Genomic DNA, 19,893 nt, shown 5'->3' on the forward strand with positions numbered 1-19,893 from the left:
AATACCAGAATTATAATTAAGCTTATTTACGTTATATAAATAGAGCCTGACATCCAGTTGACAAGTATAACTAGTTGTAGTATCATCTAAATAGTTGATAATACAACTAAATGCAGGAGGCTGTTTAAATGGATGTAACCAAAAGAAAACTCACAAAAATTGCACGTGAAATAAATAAATTTACAACACGAACTTTAAGAGCTTATGGAGTAGGCTCATCTGAATTTGATTTAATTCATGTTGTTAGACATCGGCCCGGAGTTACACAAGCTGAAATTTGCAGGGTTCTTGGTATTGATAAAGCTGCTGTAGCAAGACAAACTGCAAACCTTGAAACAAAAGGTTTTTTGACACGTAAGAAAAATCCAAATGATGGCCGCAGCCAAATTTTATTTGCAACTGAAAAAGCTGAAGCCTTAAAAAATTCAAAAACTGAAATAGAAACTATGTTTTACGAATGGCTTTTAGAAGTATTGACCGAAGACGACCAAAATGAATTTGCGCGATTGCTGGATATTCTTTATCATCGTTCAAAAACAGAGAGTAAAGCTGATTTTCCAAATATGACAAAGCGTATTGAGCAAGATAATAATTTATTGGAGAAAGAAAATAATGAAAAATAATAACACATCAAAAAAGCATCTGCGAAATATTGTTTTTCTCGGCCTTGTCAGCTTTTTTGCTGATATTTCCAGTCAAATGGTATATCCCCTCATACCCTTGTATCTGACTACATCATTTGGTGCCACACCTGTTTTGGTTGGAATCATTGAAGGCATTGCCGAAAGTGTAGCAAGTCTTTTAAAGGTGTTCAGCGGATATTTCAGCGACAAATACAATCATAAAAAAGCAATTGCATTTTGCGGATATGCGTCAGGACTTTTTTATAAGTTGGCATTGATTTTCGCCGGTTCATGGGTGGGAATTCTGGGAGCAAGAGTAATAGACCGACTTGGGAAAGGAATTCGTACAGCACCAAGAGATGTTATGGTATCTGAAAGCGCAGAAGAATCGCATATGGGCAAGGCCTTTGGAATACACAAAGCATTGGATATGGCAGGCTCTGCAATTGGAATACTTTTATCATTCTTTTTATTAAAAAAAGTTGGAGATAATGCTTATAGAACTGTATTTGCGCTCTCAATTATCCCCGTACTGATTGCCCTTGCCATGTTTTTCTTTATTGAAGAAAAGCGCGGTAACAGAGAAATAAAACAGAAGGAACATTTTTGGAACAACGTAGGAAAACTAGATAGCAATTTAAAACTTTACCTACTTGTTACCTTTATTTTCACACTGGGTAACTCCTCCAATTCGTTTCTATTGCTAAAGGCAACTGACATAGGGTTTACAAGTACAAACACTATTCTTTTATACTTTATCTATAACATAACTGCTGCATCCCTTGCCATACATTTTGGTAAACGCTCGGATAAAGTTGGAAGGAAAAAAATTCTTATAAAAGGTTATATTTTATTTGCAGTCGTATATCTAGGCTTTGCGTTCGCATCTCAAAAGTGGATGCTTGTTATCTCTTTCATTATTTACGGCTTCTACACTGCAATGGTAACAGGCGTAGAAAGAGCCTTCATATCTGAGATATCACCCCATGAATTAAAAGGAACAATGCTTGGCCTTCATTCCACAATTGTAGGCATTGCCTTGTTACCTGCCAGCATAATTGCAGGTATACTATGGAATAATATCGGCTCCTACGCACCATTCATTTTTGGGGCAGCTCTATCATCAGCATCCGCTTTATTGCTATGTGTTTTCTTCAATCGAAATTCCTCGAAAAACCATAATGCCAGCGCTGAATCATAAGATCAATCGAGTCCAGCAAAAATTGTATTTGCCATAAAAACAATGGACATATAGTCTAGATTTGACTATATGTCCAAATGACATTTGAATTACGTTATATTTTCAAGCACAGCCTGCTTAACTGTGTTTTATTTTTATTTTAAATTTTTACATTTTGCCTTTTGTTTGTTTATAGCCAAGTATGAAATCAGAATACTGATTACCGGACACACATAGCAGAGCACAGAATATGGAGCATACTGGGTAGCGGTAATCCCCATAATGGGCTTAATTAAAAATGAATTTATATTCCAGGGCATCAATGGCGCAACCACTATCCCCGTATCAGATATTGTTCTTGCAAGTATTGAATAATCCAAATCAAGCTCCTTGTATTTTTCCTGAAGCATCTTGCCGGGAAGTATAATTCCGGCAGTCTGGTCGCAAGTTGCAACAGTCAGCAATATACTCATAAGTCCAGTACGGCGTATAAGACTCATTTTAGAATTTATTCCGTTAACCATCTTTTCCATAACAGGCACGAGTATGTTTCCTTTTTCAAACACTCGAACAAGCACGTATGCAGTCACAACTATAAATATAGCCTCTAATATTGACACCATTCCGCCGCTTACAAGAAGCTGGTTCAATTCAGCTGATGGCGTATTTCCTTTGTATCCAAACAGCATGGAGCTTACAATCTCCATAATGGAGGACCCTTGGAATACAGCGCTGAGCACAGCACCTACGCCTATGCCTATAGAAAATACCACAATTGAATTTAATCCTGCTATTGACAGCCCAAGTATTATTACTGGAAGCATCAGCATAAACGGTGTTATGTTAAAACCCGAAGCTATTGCTTCCTTGTAAAGCAACAGCTTGCTGTAATCTCCTCCGGTATATTTCTGTCCCAGAATAAAATAAATAGCCGCCGTGACAATTATTGTGGGTAGCAACGTTATTATCATACTCTTGAAAATTTCCCTGTAATTTTTGTGTGTTGTTGTAACCAGCAGATTGACAAGACCTGACAGCGGTGAAATCTTATCAGCAACGAATGCTCCCGAAACAAGCATTCCAACAATTAAATTCTTCGGAATTCCCAATCCCATTCCTATACCGCTCAGGCATATGCCAACTGTGCTTATTGTGCCAATAGCTGTACCCATAAATAATGACACTGCAGACATTATCAAAAATGCCGCAAATAAAAAATTCACTCCCTCCATGTATGTGAATCCATAGTACATAATTGTGGGAACAACTCCTGATGAAAGCCAAATTGATGTAGTAGCACCAATAAACAATATAACAACAATTAAATTTTTTATCTCACGAACAGAATCTATCACTGTTTTCACTAATTCATTTAATTTATATCCGCTTTTGACCAATATAATAGAAGTAAACACCAGACCAGCCATAAATGCAGCGTATAAAGGAATTGATAATATGATTGAACAAATTATAAATCCAAGGCTTATCATAAGTATCACTACCGGATTAAGCGCTAATTTCTTATTATTCACGTTACACCTCAACTAAAAAAAACAAAATATATTATGGGTAAAAATATAGCCGGAAGCATATTCCCAACCTTAACACGTTTGATTTCCAAGAAGTTCAGCCCCATAGCCATAATTAGTGTTCCCCCTACGGCCGTCATTTCAGTTATAACAACATCGCTCAAAAGTGACTGAATAAACTGAGCAAGCAATGTAATGCTCCCCTGATATATTAATACGCTTAAACTTGAGAAAACTACGCCTACACCTAATGATGCAGCCATTGTAACCGACATTATGCCATCCAAAAGAGCTTTTGAAAATAGTATTTCATGATTCCCGGTCAACCCACTCTGTATAGACCCTACTATTGCCATTGAGCCAACACAATAAATAAGAGTGCATGTAACAAAACCCAAAGCAATATTATTTTCCCTGCTTTTTATCTTACGCTCCACAGCTGCCCCGAGGTTGTCAAGCTTTCCCTCAATATCAATTACTTCCCCTATTACCGTACCTATTATTACCGACATTATCAAAAGTGAAAGATTCTGGCCGGTAAGGCTCAGCTTAATACCAGCTGTAATAACAGCAAGTCCGGCAGCCTTTATCATGGCATTTGATATTCTTTCGGGTATCACGTTCCTGAAAAAGACTCCTATCAGTCCGCCGACTGCTACTGCTAATGAATTCACTAGTGTGCCTAACATATTTCCCCCGTCAATATTTTTCTATAAATTTTTTTATTTCTAATGAAGCTTTATATGCTTCATTTTTTGAAGCCAACCCTTCACTTACAACTTCACTGACAGCTTCCTTTAAAGAATACTCTTTATGAAACAGTTTGTCAAACAATATTCCGTGAATGCTTACAGCGGCAGAGCTTTGCTCTTTTTCCTCATAGTTGTTATTGTACCCTACAACCACATACTCGCCTCTTTCAACATCTTCATGGTTTTTAAGCTGTTCCTCCACGGACGATACGCTTCCGTAAAATGTATTTTCATGAAGCTTTGTAAGCTCCTTGCATACACACAGAGTCGCATCAGGCATTTGTTCCTTGATATTTTTAACCAAATTAACTACCCTTTTCGGCGATTCATAAAAAACAAATGTCTTCACCTGATTATTCTTTACTTTTTTCAACGCATCTTCAAGCTCGCTTTTCTTTCTCGGCAAAAATCCGTAAAAGGCAAATTCAAAGGTATCAATTCCCGATACAGACAGTGCAATTGTTACAGCAGATGCTCCCGCAAGTCCAATTACCTCAACACCTGCCTCTCTTGCGCTTTTAACAAGCTCATATCCTGGGTCCGATATGCACGGTGTTCCTGCATCGGTTACCAGCGACACAGTTCTGTCATTATCTGCAATATCGCTTATAATTTCGCCGCTTCTGCTTTTCTCATTAAATTTATGATATGAAAGCATACGAGTTTTGATTTCAAAAAAATTCAAAAGCTTCTGTGTATGTCTGGTATCCTCTGCTAAAACCAAATCACTTTCTTTCAAAGCCTCAACAGCTCTTTCGGTCATATCTCCTAAATTGCCTATAGGTGTAGGCACTATATATAATTTACTCATTTCTTTCTCCTGATAAGTTTGCCAGAGCAATTTTTATTTCACCATATGTTATTTCCGGCGGAAGTGCTTCCTTTATAGGTTTAAGCTTTGCGCCGCCTATTTCTTTGTATGTATTAATTATAAGTCTTTCAACATCCTCAGAAATAAAATCTCTTATATTAATTTCATATCCAAGTTTTATGCAATCTGCAAGGTGTCCCTCAACAGTGGTAGGAAGCAGTTTTCTGACAGCTGCTATTTCCTCTATACCTTTCCCTTCTTTGTAAAGCCTTAAACTCATAATCCTGGTGTCTTCCTTTTTTGATTCGTCTGCATTATTTTCATGAGTTCCCAGATGCTGTTCATCTTCTGCACTGGTCTTTATACTTTCGTTGTTTTCTATCGGCTTTTCTATATTGTTTTCCTCAATGTAGTGTTTTATTACATCACAGAACTTGCTGCTGAACTTTTCAGCTTTAATCTCTCCTACACCTGATACCTTAAGAAATTCGTTCCTGTTTATGGGAAGCTTGATGCACATATCTCTCAAAGAAGCGTCCGAGAACACCATAAAGGCAGGAACATTAAGGCTGGATGCTATTTCTTTTCTAAGTGATTTCAGCTTATCAAGCAGGTTTATATTATACGTTTTTTCAATTGTAGCTTCTTTGTCCTTTGAAATTAATTTTCTAATAGTAACAGTCTGTTTTCCCTTCAGAACGGAATAACCTAGATTAGATATAGCTAACACGGGAAATTTATCACCTGCTACATTAATATATCCTTCGGAAATAAGAAATGAAATTATTTCCGTCAATGTATTCCGGTCATATTCCTTCATTATGCCATATGTGCTTAATTTATTAAAATTAAATGATTTTATTCTTTTATTTCCGCTCCCCCTCAGCACATCTGTCACCATCCCGCTTCCGAATCTTCCGCCCATTCTGTAAATGCAAGACAATATTTTTTGAGCCTCAACAGTTATATCCCGTCTTTCAATTTCACTTAGACAATTGCCGCAATTTCCGCATTGTTCCCTTGTATATGAAGGATCAAAGTAGCTTATGAGGTGTTTTCTGAGGCACTTGTCTGTATTGCAGTAATTAACCATATCTCTAAGCTTAATATAATCATTTGATTTTGAACCAGAGTCACCTGCACTGTTATCTATTAGATAATTATTCATAACAACATCCTGAGCAGAAAACAACAAAATACATTGGGAGGGTTCACCGTCCCTGCCTGCTCTTCCTGCTTCCTGATAGTATGATTCAATATTCTTAGGCATATTGTAATGAACCACATACCTTATATCCAATTTATCAATTCCCATTCCAAAAGCATTGGTTGCAACCATTATATCAGCTTTATCATACAGAAAATCCTCCTGATTTTTTTCTCTATGAGCATCACTCAGACCCGCATGATATTTTACAGCATTGAAGCCTGATTCAACAAGTTTGTTGCAAACATCATCGACCAACCTTCTTGTAAGGCAATATATTATTCCTGAATTATCTCTGTGATCCTTCACAAATTCCAATAAATAAGGTAACTTCTTATTTTTTCTCACAACTTCAAATTTTAAATTTTCTCTATCAAACCCCGTTGTTATCTCAAAATGCTCATTTAATCCTATAAGCTTAACTATATCCTGCTTTACTTCAGGTGTTGCCGTTGCTGTAAAAGCAGAAATATTCACGCCGTTATCGGCCAGCCCTCTCAAGTCTCTTATTTTTAAATAACTTGGCCTGAAATCATGACCCCACTGCGAGACACAGTGAGCTTCATCCACAGCTACCATAGAAATATTAATTTTTTTCAACAGTTCTAAAAAACTTTCTGATTCAAGCCTCTCAGGAGCTACGTATAAAAGTTTAAATTTATTGTTTTGAGCGTCATTGATTATTTCTCTGAATTGAGACATTGATAATGAGCTATTTATAAATGCAGATGGTATCCCTATTTGACGAAGTGAATCAACCTGATCCTTCATCAATGAAATAAGAGGCGAAATTACAAGCGCCGTCCCCTCCATCATAATAGCAGGTATCTGGTAACATAAAGACTTCCCGCCTCCTGTAGGCATTATTGCCAATACATCTCTTCGTGCCAATATGCTCTCTATAATTTCTCTTTGGCCATTTCTAAACGAATCATATCCAAAGTACTTCTTTAATATTTCAACTGCTTTATCCAATTTTACACACCCTTTAATGTTAAATTATAGCATATTTCTTAAAATTATATAATAAAATAATATATTGTACAATAACAGGTCAGTATATAATTGTTGATGGCGGTTCTTCGCTTGTATAATTTTTATAAATCAACATAATAAATATTAGCAGCATTTTAAATAAATTCTGCAGCAAAATTATATAAAGCTACATTTTATCGATTTATTATCGTCAAAATGTATTTTCTAATTTTATCATAAATAAAATAAAAAATCATGTGTGAGTTCCAATCTCATACATGATTTTTTATTAATGCCGTAGAAGGGACTTGAACCCCCACGGTGTTGCCACCAACGGATTTTGAGTCCGTCACGTCTGCCATTCCATCACTACGGCTTGACTGCTTTAAAATACTAACACATCTAAAAATAAAAATCAAGAGGTTTTTCACTATTTTTAGTGGAAATTTTTGCATTTTTTAATTTTCCGTCAGCACAGCTTCTGATTCATCATTTTCGTCGAAGTCAAAATCACTTATTTCAACCTTTGATATCTTATCGAATCTTTTCTCGATTTTATTTGATGTTATGTGTATCTTATCAACATCATCGGACACTTTTCTTATGTCCTTCGCCAGCGAATCCCACCTTTGTTTGTAAAGTCTAAATTCATTCCCAAGTTTGCTGAGTTCTTCATGAATAATGCCGGCATATTTTTCTCTTTCCATGTTTCTTAGAACAACCTGTAATGTTGATAAAACAGACATAAGTGTCGTAGGCGAAGCAATCCAGATTTTTTTAGTTCCGGCATAATCAATTAAATCCTGATGATATGCATTAATTTCCGCAAATATTGCCTCTGCAGGCAGAAACATTATCGCCTGTTCCGAAGTTAGTCCTTCTATTATGTATTTTGATGAAATATCATTAATATGTTTTTTTACATTTGTTTTGAAATCCCGTTCATATATTTTTCTATCAGCATCAGAAATTTTTTTATCAATCATTCGCTGGTAATTTTCCAAAGGAAACTTTGAATCCACACACAACATTCCTACGGGTTCCGGAATATAAAGCACCGCGTCAGCTATAGTTCCGTTGCTCAATTTTTTTTGAAGCTCATAAACTTTTTTGTTGTTTTCGCCAAATACAGAAGACAATATATGATTCAGCTGAACCTCTCCAAAGGTTCCCCTGCTTTTTTTGTCTGTTAAAACATCCTGAAGTGATACTATGTTTGTGGAAAGACTGTCGATTTTTTTCTGTGCCTCATCTATTTTTGAGAGCCGCTCCAATATACTGATAAAAGTTTTGTTAGTTTTTTCAAATCCTTCATTAAGCCTTTCTTCAACGCGCATATTAATCTTCTCAAGATTTGTACCGACCTTTTCATTTAATGATGAAAAGTTATCATTTAATGATTTTGATATCTCTGAACTGAAGTTCATAAAGGACTGATTCATTTTTCCAGTATTTTTTTCAAGCCTTTCAACCGTTTCAATCTTATTCGTCAGTATCTCTCTAAGCTGTTTCTGCTCAGATTCAGATATTTTTTTTAAAATCTGATCAATTAGTTGGAAGTTGTTGTTGCTCATATTCAACTTCATTTCAGAAATTATGTTTTTTTCTGAATTCCTGCTCCCTAGCTTAATTAGTACAACTATATTGATTATCACTGATATTGTAAGAATAACAATTATAAATAAATCCATGATTCCCTCCTGTCGCTTAGTTAATAATAAACCATAATCGAACATTTGTCCAGCCGAAAGTTAACAAATAAAAAACACCATTCTGAGATAAAACTAGAATGGTGTCATAGTTTAATGGGATTTAAAGTTGTATATTATTTGTTTTCCCAATCTTTTATCAAAACTTCAGCAATTTGAACAGCATTTGTTGCAGCTCCCTTTCTTATCTGGTCTCCGCAGCACCAGAGAGCCAAGGAATTGTCTTTGCTGATGTCTTTTCTGATTCTTCCAACGTAAATAAGGTTCTGATCTGATGTATCCAGAGGCATAGGGTATTTTTTATCAGCCAAATCATCTACCAGCTTTACTCCTTCAGCTTTCGCTAAAAGATCTTTTGCTTTCTGTGGAGTTATTTCTTTTTCTGTTTCTATGGTAATTGATTCTGAATGACTTCTGTATACGGGAACTCTGACACAAGTGCAGTTAACCTTCAAATCAGGATTATGCAGTATCTTTCTTCCTTCATTTTGAAGCTTCATTTCTTCTTGAGAATATCCCATCTCATCGAAATCCCCAATCTGCGGTATCAAATTATATGCGATCTGATGCTGGAATGTTTTTATTTCCACGGGCTTGCCTTCATTTATGTCTTTTACCTGCTGATTCAGTTCTCTTATACCGTTGATGCCTGCACCAGAAACTGCTTGGTATGTTGAAACAATCATGCGGTTTATTTTAGAATATTTATTCAACTCATTTAATGCTGTTAATGCTATTATAGTTGAACAGTTAGGGTTTGCTATAATTCCCTTGTTGTTTTTAACATCCTCCGCATTAACCTCAGGTACAACCAAAGGCACATCGTCATTCAATCTGAATGCAGAAGAATTGTCTATTACAACTGCTCCCGCCTTTACCGCTGCCGGCGAAAGGGCCTCGCTTATGTTGTTTTCTGCCGCACACAATACAATATCAATATTTTTAAATGAATTTTCTGTTGCTTCCTCTACAATATATTTGTTCCCCTTGAACTCAATTTCTTCGCCTGCACTTCTCTTGCTTGCCAGCAATTTTAATTCACCGAATGGAAAATTTCTTTCGCCTAGTATTTTCAGCATTTCCTGCCCTACTGCTCCTGTTGCTCCTAATATTGCTAAGTTGTATAATTTCATAATGATACCTTCTTCCGTTTTATAATTAATTACGCTTTTAAATATATAAAACTTATTATAACAAGATATTATTCATTGTCAAGCTATTTTGTATATATTTTTGTTACACAAGTTTTTATATTGCGAACAAATCTTATAACTTATACGTGCAACTAATAAAGCAAAAGCTGTCTCTTTATAAGACAGCTCTGCAATTTCCTACAGTTCATCGGCCGAAGTTTCAAATTCGGCATTTATCTTCCATATGTTGTGTTCTCTTACAGCGTCCCACTTCACATTATCTTTTTCTATTATATGTTTAGTTTCATTTTCTGTCACTTCTATTTTATAATATACCTCAGCTTTAGCCAAATCACTGTTATCCTTATCCATTTCATACCCGTAAACCTTATAGTTTAACAGCTTGATGTTTGATGTAGCCTGAAGTTCTGCATAATCGTCAAAATCCTGTATTCTTTTGCTTACCGGCTCCATTAAATACATGTAGCTGTATCTCCCTTGAAGCATGCCTGTCAGGTATTTATCAGCAGCATCTGACGGGGTTTTTTCCCTGTAGTCCATTTCTCCTTTATCCGCAGGATATGTTTCTGATTTTTCTTTAGACGTCAACATGAAAGAATATGGATCATATGAGTTGCTTGGGTTCCAAATCATGTATTCCGCTATACCCAGCTCTTTTGCTGCTATAATCTGATCTCTCACCTTTTCAGGGCCGTATTCAATTCCTGCCCAATCAAAATCCTGAATCCAAGGCCTGATTACAGGTGGCTTTTCCATAGAAGAATTTTTTTCCACTGCCTCTTCCATGGCTCCCTTAACTACAAGGTAAGGATGAGCGTTTGGATTATCAAGATTGTACCATCCGGTTGAATAATGGCTTGGGTAAACCATAGGAGCCATATTGTCCACATATTCTCCCATAAGAACCCATGTTTGCCCTATATCTTCCGGATAATCATCCCACGTTCTTGTGATGATTCCAAATACATCAGCTCCTAAATTTACATTGTAAGGCTCTAGCTCTTTTTCAGCATACTCCAAGAAATCGGCAATAGCTTCATCTTTATCCCTTCCTTCTCTTCCCGGGAATTCTGTAATCGGATTATATCTTTTTGCGCCGTCGGGAAATCTTACGTAGTCAAACTGTATTTCATCAAATCCCAAAAGTGCAGCTTCCTTTGCAATAGAAACATTATAATCCCAAACATACTTGTCAAAAGGATTGACCCACGGTATGTTTCCACTGTTGGGATCAAGCCACGTTCCACCTGATTTCAATTGAATAGAATGTTCCGGGCTTTTAACTGCAAAATTTTTATCCTTAAAAGCAACAATTCTTCCTATAGTATAAATATCATATTCTTTCAAAATCTGAAGCATACCACTTACATCATCAATTTGTATCGGGGTTTCTTCGTTCATTTTTTGGACAATTTCAATATCACTGTCATAAGTTATAAATCCATTATCATCTTTCACATTTATTACAAGCCCGTTTATCTCTGTGCCTATGGCAATACCAATAATTCTTTCAAATTTGTTTGCTTTTTCGGCTGAAGGCGAAAATTCATTTATCTTTGATGTATCTCCTTCGGACAGTGCCTTTACATATGCTCCATAGGTATCAATGTTTTCCTTATTTAAAGTATTACCGGCAGTATGACCGGTAGCATACAGTGCTTTAACTTCAACGCTTTTCTTTTCTTGCTCATTTCCTATTGAAACAAGGGGTACATAAAATTCGCCCAATTCCTCTTTTCTCTGCTCTTCCAGCTTTTCTCTATCAGCCAGTTTGCTTTCCAACTCTATCTGAGCCCTTTCCTCATCTGTTTGAGTAGCAATAGCTTCCGTTTCCTGCTGTTTCGGTTCATCCTCGGGTATGGGTGTGTTTGCGTTGGCTTGATTTGCACATCCAGCCAGCGCTGCTGCAATTATTAATAAAGATATTATTTTTTTTGATTTATTTATCATAAATCCTCCTTGATGTAATTGTGATATGTAAACCATACCCATAATATGTTATTAAAATAAGGCATAAAAATATGACTAATTTAAAACAATTCTACCATAAATATATTCTTTGTTCAACAAACATTACAGGTTTTTTGCTTTTTCGACAAGTGTAATTTTTAGCAAAATATGCAATATAAAAATACATACAAAAAAGTATTTCTTGACATTAATATTCGTAAAATATATAATTTTTTTAGCGAAACTTAAGGAGGTTTTTATGCTAACTGCAATAGTAGGAATAAATTGGGGAGATGAAGGTAAAGGCAGAATGGTTGATTTATTGGCCGAAAATTATGATGTTGTATGCCGTTACCAAGGAGGAAACAACGCTGGCCACACAGTTGTAAATCATTTAGGTAAGTTTATACTTAACCTTACGCCTTCAGGTATTCTGAGACCTGATGTAGTAAATGTAATGGGAAATGGTATGGTTATAGACTTAGAACACCTCCACAAAGAATTAAACAACCTTAGAAGCTCTGGTGTTAAAATAACACCTGACAATTTAAAAATCAGTGACAGAGCAATTATCTGCCTTCCTTATCATGTTAAACAGGACATATTGGAAGAAGAACGTCTTAAGGATATGAAATTCGGTTCTACAAGAAGAGGAATCGCTCCTGTATATGGAGATAAGTATCTTAAAAAAGGCATACGAATGGGAGATTTGCTTAACAAAACAGCACTTAAAGAACGCATTGAACAGGTAGTTGAATGGAAAAACCTGACAATTGCCGGCGGATATAAATCCGTTGAATTCAGTGGTGAGGACATGTACAACTGGCTCATTAAATTCGGTACCGAATTTGAAGAATACATATGCGATGTGGGCTTGTATCTTAAGGAAGCTGTAAAAGAAGGAAAAAAGGTTATGTTTGAAGCACAGCTTGGTGCATTGAGAGATATAGATTTTGGAATTTATCCTTATACTTCTTCATCATCGACAATAGCCGCCTATGCACCTATAGGTGCCGGTGTGCCTGGCATGAAGCTGAGCAGCACCATAGGAATTATGAAAGCTTATTCTTCATGTGTAGGTGAAGGACCGTTTACTTGCGAAATGTTTGGTGAAAAAGCTGATGCTCTAAGAGAGGCCGGTGGAGAATACGGTGCAGCAACAGGACGTCCGAGAAGAGTCGGCCCGTTTGATGTTGTGGCATCTAAGTACGGCGTTACAGTGCAAGGAGCTGATGTGCTTGCATTGACAAAACTTGATGTATTATCATACTTGGATAAGATTCCTGTTGTTACCGGATACGATGTTGACGGAAAAATTACTGAAGAGTTCCCAATGGGAGTTTTGCTGGACAAAGCAAAACCTATAGTAGAATATGTTGACGGTTGGAATTGTGATATAAGCAAATGCAGAAAAGAATCTGACCTTCCAAAAAAAGCATATGACTATGTCAAATATCTTGAGAAAAAGGTTGGATGCACAATAAAATATGTATCTGTAGGAGCTAACAGAGAAGATTACCTAATCATGAACGACTAAACAAATAACAAAAATATTAAAACGGCAGGACACACCAGATTGTCCTACCGTTTTAATTTTGGTTTTATACTGTTCACATAGGTCGTTATGAACATGGTAAACGCATAGTCATAAATAATAAAAAGTACTTGGGCCGCAATTATCATCCACCACGCCAGCTCAAGAGGTATAAATAGTTTCACCGTAAAATACATAGCAATCAAGGCTGTATTAAAATACAAAAACTTTGCTGCGTAAAGCAGCACTGCATTGTTTATTTTTATTTCCTCTACATACTTTACTATGCTGTATAACCCAAAAAATATAATATATGTAATAATTTCAACTTTGTTGAATGTCAAAAAAAACCCGAGTATACAAGATGCTACATAAAACAAAATTCCGCTCTTAAACCCAAATTCAACAATCACAACGCCTACTAAAAGAGCAGCCGCAGCAAAAAGTATGATTGTATTTGTTTCGATCACAGATGAAAGAATTATAAAAAGCTGGTTTAATCCCAAAAGCACTCCCAAATATGCAATATCTTTGCTTTTTAACAGCATGAAATCAAGTCTCCTCCCAGACATTCACATAAACAATCTGCACAAATAAGCTGAGTGCAGCAATCAACGCTTGAATTTCCTCTACCGTAATTATATGTCCTTTGTTGATACATGTTCTGTGTGCTTAAAATCTGATTCAAGAAATTTCTGTATTCAAAATTGCCGGGATCCATCTTTACAGCAGTTTGCACAAACTTCATCCCCTGGCCTAACGATCCCATGTTTACATAGCATACACCCATGAGATAATTCCATTCAGCATTTCTGACAGACATGCCATTCAGCATCCTTATTGCGTCTTGGAATCTTCCCGTTTGTATTTGCTGTCTAATATTAAATAAACTGGTTGAACCATTTTCGTAAGAACTCCCGCTCCCATTACTGCTCTGGTATGAACCTGCGGAGCCGCCGTCCATAATCTCATCGTATGCCCATTGAATTTCCTTGAATTTTTCCTCAGCCAAATCCTTAAGAGGGTTGTTTTCATTCATATCAGGGTGGTATTTTTTAGCAAGCTTTCTGTATGCACTCTTTACTTCATCCTTTGTTGCGCCTCTTTGAAGGCCGAGCACTTCATATGGGTCTTTCATTTGCATTTCTCCTTTTGTCTAATTTATTCAATACTCCGGAATATATAATATTGTCTATTGTTCCTTTATCCTGCACAAGAGGGAGCTTTTCTATTTCCTGGCTTAAAAATGAGAGATTGAGCATTATTAAATCTTTCGCATATTTTTCCTTGTCTTCAGATTTTAAATTGTTGAAGGGGTTGTACGAACTGTTTTCTTCATCTTTTTCCATATCTTCATACGCATCAAGGTAGTATATAAACTTGCCCAAGTAAAATCCTATCTTTCTCAAGTTTTTTTCCCATTGATCATTTTTGTACAGTATTATTTCTTCCATTAGATGTCCAAACTCATTAGAAACAGCATCAATATCATCTGTATTGCTTTTTTCCAGTTCAGATATGTTATCCAAGCGTTCTTTTATTACTGCTGCTTTTTTAGGCAGTTCTGCGCTTGCTTTCCTAAATTCTCCCCTAATGGCCTGCATCGCCGCAAAAGACTTGTAATCCCTATCATCCGTCCAATTATCAAGCATATTGTAATATGAAAGAATAATATTCATCGATGCTGCATATTCCGTTATTTCGTTTTGTATAAGAAGCTGTTCTTTTATTGGATGAACCACGCATCTTTCACGGAATGTTTTATTTTCGGGTTCATACAGAGAACTTAACAGCAATATAAGAAACGTCATATCATAATTCAAGGTCATTCTTGCCTTGTTGCTGTACTTTTCTTTAAGGCACTTGCAAAGACCGCAATAAAACCCTTTGTAGCTGTAATACTCTTTAAATTTCAGTTCCATTTTATTTATAGTCACATATCCAAACATATTGCACTCATTTCTGATTAATTACAATTAATATAATTGTATCAATATATCTTCAATTTATCAATATATTTATATCCTTCAAATCAAAAGAAAAGCAAAAATATCAATAAGAATTTTTGCCTTTTTATCTAAATTCTAAAAGAAATTATAATTATTACAATATTTTATGTTCAAGCACTTTTCATAAAAATTGCATCTTAATCCAGAGACATATTTAAAATTCCCAATATGTTTTCCACCTGAATTTTCACACCCGTTTCCAGGCAACCTTCATCCAACATAAATTTACTTGAATGAATGGGATATACGGCCCCTATGTTTTCATTCCTGCATCCCAGATTAAAAAAACAGGCTTTTGAGTGGCGGCTGAAATATGAAAAGTCTTCTGTTCCCATATTGGGATATTCCAAAATCTCCACATTTTCCGATCCAAGCACCTTTTCGGCAGCTTCCTTAAGTTTGTCTACAGCATCATCATTGTTAATAAGTGCTCCATAGCTCTCTCTGATAGCCAAAGTTCCTTCTCCACCCATTGCTTTAGAAATATTTTCAACGACTGCGGCAATTCTTTTTTTCATATCCCCGCGTGTCTCTTCATCCAAAGTTCTCAATATTCCTTTCATTTCCACTGAATCTGATATTATATTTTGCGCCGTCCCACCGTGAATGCTCCCGATTGTAAGAACTACCGAGTTCAGCGGAGACGTACTTCTGCTCACGAGTGACTGAAGAGCAACTACAATATTTGATGTAATAACAACCGGATCGATTCCTTTTTCGGGATGAGCTCCATGTGTAGACTTTCCGAATACGTTAATAAAAATCTCATCAGATGATGCCATCATTTTTCCGTATTTTATTCCTGCTTTTCCAGTCTCGAGCCCTGGATCAACATGAAGTCCAAACACATATTCAACCTCTGGATTTTTTAGGCAACCTGCATCAATCATTCTTTCGGCACCCCCTGTAGTTTCTTCAGCCGGCTGAAAGAAAAACTTTACATCGCCTTTTAGTTTTGACTCCATTGATTTAATAATTTTGACCGCACCAAGTGCGACAGCTGTGTGAGCGTCATGACCGCAAGCATGCATTACTCCCTCATTAACAGATTTAAAACACACATCTGTTTCTTCTTTTATTGGAAGGGCATCAATATCCGCTCTTATACCTATGCATTTATAGTCATCTTTTAATTTGTTTTTACCTCTTATTATTGCAACTACACCTGTTTCCGCAACGCCTTTTTTATATTCTACACCCCATAAATCTAAATATGAACATATTTTGTCCATTGTTTTATATTCACATCCACCAAGCTCCGGGTATTTGTGAAATTCTCTCCTTAGGGCTGTTAGTTCATTTCCATCGATAACATACATGCTTACACCTCTCAAATTAAAAAATGATAGTAATTGATACTATCATTTTTTACTATATTCTTCAAGAGTCTATACTGTAGGAAATTTGATTATTATCTCTGTTCCCTCATTCTCTTTGCTTTTCAGTTCAATTTCTCCATCATATATTTCAGCGATATGTTTTACAATAGATAGTCCCAATCCTGTACCGCCGGTTTCCTTTGATCGGCTTTTATCAACCCTGTAAAACCTTTCAAATATTCTGCCCTGATGCTCTTCGTCTATGCCTACTCCCGTGTCAGCAACTCTTATTACTATATGTTTGCCATCTCTCTCAATATAGACAGAAACATTACCGCCCTTTTTATTATATTTTATACTGTTGTCAATTAAGTTATACATAAGCTCACTTACATAATTTTCATTGGCCTTCATTGATAGGTTCTGAGCCTGGAGCTTAATACCAATATTTAAGCTATCTGCTTTTGATTTAAGGAGAGATATAACGTCTTGGGCAGTTTCCTTTAAATTTATGTCATTATTTACATCCGCATTAATTTTTTCTTCAATTTTTGAAAGTCTCATAATGTCTTCGATAACGGATATAAGTCTCATACCTTCTTTATTTATCATACCGCAGTATTTTTTTATACTTTCAGAATCAGTAATAAGCCCCTCTTTAATCATTTCCGCAAACCCAATCATAGTCGTAAGAGGTGTCTTTAATTCATGAGAAACATTAGCAGAAAATTCGCTTCTCATTTTTTCTGCATCTTTCTGAGTTGTTACATCTTCAATTAATATCAGCAGTCCGTCAACCGATAGACTGTTCTGCTCCTTTACAGGGCTGAAATAATATCTGAAATGTTTTCTTTCCGTATCAACATCATATACTATATGTTTATTTTCATTTATTGAAATTTCAATTTTATCTAGAATTTCTGCATTTCTTGTAAGTTCTATAACATTTCTGTTTTTGCTCAAATCAAACTTTTCATTGTTAATCATGTGTTTACCGCTTGTATTGATTGAAAGAATCTGCTTATCCTTATTTAAAAGCAGAAAGCCTTCCTTCATGTTTTCGGTAATGATGTTTATTGTATCTCTTTCATACTTCAACTCATCTATATATTGATTTATTTTCATTTTCTGCTCATGAATCTTGCGGGCCAGAGGTTCAAACTCATCATATATTTCCAAGCTGCTGCCTTCACTTCCGTCCAGCATATCATCAAGAGACCATGCCATCTCATCAACAGGACTTAAAATTTTCCTTGTAAATACACTTGCAGCAGCGTAATTTATAACAGCAAACACAACGAATAAAATCACAAGCATCGGCATTACACCAACAAATGCTGCATTAATACTGTCAATTTCCCTTGATACTCTCAATACTGTTTCATCATTTATTTTTACGGCATAATAATACATATCTGAAGATATGGTATCCGAGTACCTTGTATATTCTCCGTATCCATCTGCAAATGCCTTCTTAATTTCAGGTCTGTCTACGTGGTTCTCCAACGTATCCTCTTCTGCCCAGCTGTCATATATCACCGTGCCCTGTTTGTTAATTAGTGTAAACCTTATGTTATATTCTGAAGCGCTTAATATTTCCGCTGCCGATTTTCTTATTGAGCCTTCATCTTTCCACTTTGCACTGTCAGAGGATAGTTTAACTATTGTTTTAAGTTGGTTTTCAGCATCTTTTACATAAAATTCATGGTGAATCAAAGTTGTAAAAACAAAAGCCATTGCTGAAGCTGAGATAGATAGAAGCATTATAATTAGAAACAGTCGTTTTTTCATTCGGTAACCGTCTCCTCAAATTTATATCCTACGCCTCTCACCGTAATTATAAAATTACTGCATCCTGCAACATCAAGCTTCTGCCTTATTGTTTTAACATGCATATCCACAGTTCTTGTCTCGCCTTCATAATCATATCCCCAGACTTCCTGAAGAATCCTATCTCTTGACAAAACAATTCCTCTGTTGAGCATTAGATAATGAAGAAGTTCAAACTCTTTGTATGTCAGAGTTATGGGATTATCGTTGTAGCTTAGTGTCCGCTTGTTATAATCTAAGACAAGCCCATTGTATTCCGATACTAAGTCTTCATTATCTTTTTTTCCCGAGCGTCTTAAGACGGCTTTGACGCGCGCTAAAAGCTCAAGAATTCCAAAAGGCTTTGTTATAAAGTCGTCAGCTCCTGACTCCAACCCTTTTACCTTATCAAGCTCCATAGATTTAGCCGTAATTATTATAACAGGAATATGACTGTAATTTGCGTCTTTTTTCAAGTCATTCAATATAGTCATACCATCTGTTTTAGGCAGCATAAGGTCGAGCAATATTAAATCAGGAGTCTTTTTTTTCATTTGGGCATAAAAGCTTCCCGCTTCTTCAAAGCCTATTATCTCAAAATCTGCCGTTTTTAAAGCCAGTGTAATTAATTCTCTTATTCCCGCGTCATCTTCGACGCAATATACAAGCCTCATATTACTCTCCTATCTTGTCTTGTGTTCGCCTGTTATTGAAAATATAACCCATTCGGCAATATTTTCTGCATGGTCCCCAATTCTTTCGAAATATTTCGCTATCATCAGAAGATCAAGAGCCTGTTCTCCATTTTCTTCTTTTTCCTGAATCTTTTCAATTAGTTCCTTCTTAATAATTCGGAACAATTCATCTACTTTATCATCTTCCCTGCAAACTTCAAGTGCCAGCTCTTTATCCTTGCCTACAAATGCATCGACACTTTTTTTTACCATTCCTATGGTTGCATCAGCCATCTGCGGAATGTGAACGAGGTCTTTTATAAACTTCTGATTTACCATGAATCCGGATATTTCAGCTATGTCTTCCGCATTGTCTCCGATTCTTTCCATATCTGTTATCATTTTTAAAGCTGTACCTATGATTCTTAAATCAGATGCCACCGGCTGCTGTTGAAGCAGCAATTTTAAACAATGGCTCTCAATAGTCTTTTCCATTTCATCTATTTCTACTTCTAGTTCTTTTACTTTTTTTATCTGCTCTAAATCTTGGTGCATAAGCGCTTTTGCGCTTGCTTCAATAGAAGTTTCAATAAGACTTCCCATTTTTATAAGCTCAAGATTTAGTTTTTCAAGTTCTGCATCAAATCTGTTTCTCATA

General features: G+C 35.9%; 17 protein-coding genes and 1 tRNA gene. 3 read left to right on the top strand and 15 right to left on the bottom strand.

Translation table 11 applies throughout. The features are described from left to right. Nucleotides 1-128: 128 nt before the first annotated feature. Together RBQ61_RS16915 and RBQ61_RS16920 are read left to right on the top strand one after the other, a co-directional pair. On the top strand, nt 129-623 hold the full coding sequence (locus tag RBQ61_RS16915) for a MarR family winged helix-turn-helix transcriptional regulator (protein ID WP_308138385.1): 495 nt from the start codon (nt 129-131) through the stop codon (nt 621-623). Then, nucleotides 613-1,824 (top strand): MFS transporter, encoded by a 1,212-nt coding sequence (locus tag RBQ61_RS16920; RefSeq protein WP_374049888.1) that lies wholly within the window; start codon nt 613-615, stop codon nt 1,822-1,824. The genes RBQ61_RS16915 and RBQ61_RS16920 overlap by 11 nt, the downstream gene beginning before the upstream one ends. A 134-nt stretch (nt 1,825-1,958) precedes the next feature. On the opposite strand, the gene RBQ61_RS16925 is transcribed toward RBQ61_RS16920, so the two are convergent. From RBQ61_RS16925 to RBQ61_RS16960, 8 genes are all read right to left on the bottom strand, one after another. Beyond that, nucleotides 1,959-3,335, bottom strand: a complete 1,377-nt coding sequence (locus RBQ61_RS16925; RefSeq protein ID WP_308138386.1) for a Na+/H+ antiporter NhaC family protein — start codon at nt 3,333-3,335, stop codon at nt 1,959-1,961. An 8-nt stretch (nt 3,336-3,343) separates the two neighbouring features. Beyond that, entirely contained in the window at nt 3,344-4,021 is a 678-nt protein-coding gene (locus RBQ61_RS16930) for a DUF554 domain-containing protein (RefSeq protein WP_308138387.1), read from the bottom strand. A 10-nt stretch (nt 4,022-4,031) separates the two neighbouring features. Then, the gene (gene rsmI, locus RBQ61_RS16935; RefSeq protein WP_308138388.1) at nt 4,032-4,895 is read right to left on the bottom strand and encodes a 16S rRNA (cytidine(1402)-2'-O)-methyltransferase; all 864 of its coding nucleotides are present in this window, start codon (nt 4,893-4,895) and stop codon (nt 4,032-4,034) included. Further along, on the bottom strand, nt 4,888-7,077 hold the full coding sequence (gene recQ, locus RBQ61_RS16940; protein ID WP_308138389.1) for a DNA helicase RecQ: 2,190 nt from the start codon (nt 7,075-7,077) through the stop codon (nt 4,888-4,890). The genes rsmI and recQ overlap by 8 nt, the downstream gene beginning before the upstream one ends. Before the next feature lie 293 nt (nt 7,078-7,370). Next, nucleotides 7,371-7,453: transfer RNA gene (locus RBQ61_RS16945), tRNA-Leu, on the bottom strand. 82 nt (nt 7,454-7,535) lie between these two features. Beyond that, nucleotides 7,536-8,768, bottom strand: coding sequence for a DNA recombination protein RmuC (locus tag RBQ61_RS16950; protein ID WP_308138390.1), 1,233 nt, complete (start codon nt 8,766-8,768; stop codon nt 7,536-7,538). Between the two features lie 134 nt (nt 8,769-8,902). Next, nucleotides 8,903-9,919, bottom strand: a complete 1,017-nt coding sequence (locus RBQ61_RS16955; protein ID WP_308138391.1) for an aspartate-semialdehyde dehydrogenase — start codon at nt 9,917-9,919, stop codon at nt 8,903-8,905. A gap of 198 nt (nt 9,920-10,117) precedes the next feature. Further along, the gene (locus RBQ61_RS16960; protein WP_308138392.1) at nt 10,118-11,890 is read right to left on the bottom strand and encodes a putative glycoside hydrolase; all 1,773 of its coding nucleotides are present in this window, start codon (nt 11,888-11,890) and stop codon (nt 10,118-10,120) included. A gap of 259 nt (nt 11,891-12,149) precedes the next feature. Between RBQ61_RS16960 and RBQ61_RS16965 the strand changes: the two genes are divergently transcribed. Continuing rightward, a complete protein-coding gene (locus tag RBQ61_RS16965; RefSeq protein ID WP_308138393.1) occupies nt 12,150-13,427 on the top strand; it encodes an adenylosuccinate synthase in 1,278 nt (425 codons plus the stop codon). Between the two features lie 44 nt (nt 13,428-13,471). Here the strand turns inward: RBQ61_RS16965 and RBQ61_RS16970 are convergent, their stop codons facing one another. The 7 genes from RBQ61_RS16970 to phoU form a co-directional block, all read right to left on the bottom strand. Next, on the bottom strand, nt 13,472-13,972 hold the full coding sequence (locus RBQ61_RS16970; RefSeq protein ID WP_308138394.1) for a hypothetical protein: 501 nt from the start codon (nt 13,970-13,972) through the stop codon (nt 13,472-13,474). Continuing rightward, entirely contained in the window at nt 13,963-14,562 is a 600-nt protein-coding gene (locus RBQ61_RS16975; protein ID WP_308138395.1) for a DnaJ domain-containing protein, read from the bottom strand. Before RBQ61_RS16975 ends, RBQ61_RS16970 begins: the two co-directional genes overlap by 10 nt. Then, nucleotides 14,546-15,373: a DUF5685 family protein gene (locus RBQ61_RS16980; RefSeq protein ID WP_308138396.1), complete on the bottom strand. Its 828-nt coding sequence runs from the start codon at nt 15,371-15,373 to the stop codon at nt 14,546-14,548. Before RBQ61_RS16980 ends, RBQ61_RS16975 begins: the two co-directional genes overlap by 17 nt. A 197-nt stretch (nt 15,374-15,570) precedes the next feature. Next, the gene (locus RBQ61_RS16985; protein ID WP_308138397.1) at nt 15,571-16,752 is read right to left on the bottom strand and encodes a M20 family metallopeptidase; all 1,182 of its coding nucleotides are present in this window, start codon (nt 16,750-16,752) and stop codon (nt 15,571-15,573) included. Nucleotides 16,753-16,821: 69 nt separating this feature from the next. Beyond that, a complete protein-coding gene (locus RBQ61_RS16990) occupies nt 16,822-18,543 on the bottom strand; it encodes an ATP-binding protein (RefSeq protein WP_308138398.1) in 1,722 nt (573 codons plus the stop codon). Further along, nucleotides 18,540-19,235 (bottom strand): response regulator transcription factor, encoded by a 696-nt coding sequence (locus RBQ61_RS16995; protein WP_308138399.1) that lies wholly within the window; start codon nt 19,233-19,235, stop codon nt 18,540-18,542. Before RBQ61_RS16995 ends, RBQ61_RS16990 begins: the two co-directional genes overlap by 4 nt. 9 nt (nt 19,236-19,244) lie before the next feature. Further along, nucleotides 19,245-19,892, bottom strand: coding sequence for a phosphate signaling complex protein PhoU (phoU, locus tag RBQ61_RS17000; RefSeq protein WP_308138400.1), 648 nt, complete (start codon nt 19,890-19,892; stop codon nt 19,245-19,247). Between the last annotated feature and the right edge of the window lies 1 nt (nt 19,893).

This window comes from Sedimentibacter sp. MB35-C1 (assembly GCF_030913635.1).
Taxonomy (GTDB): Bacteria; Bacillota; Clostridia; order Tissierellales; family Sedimentibacteraceae; genus Sedimentibacter.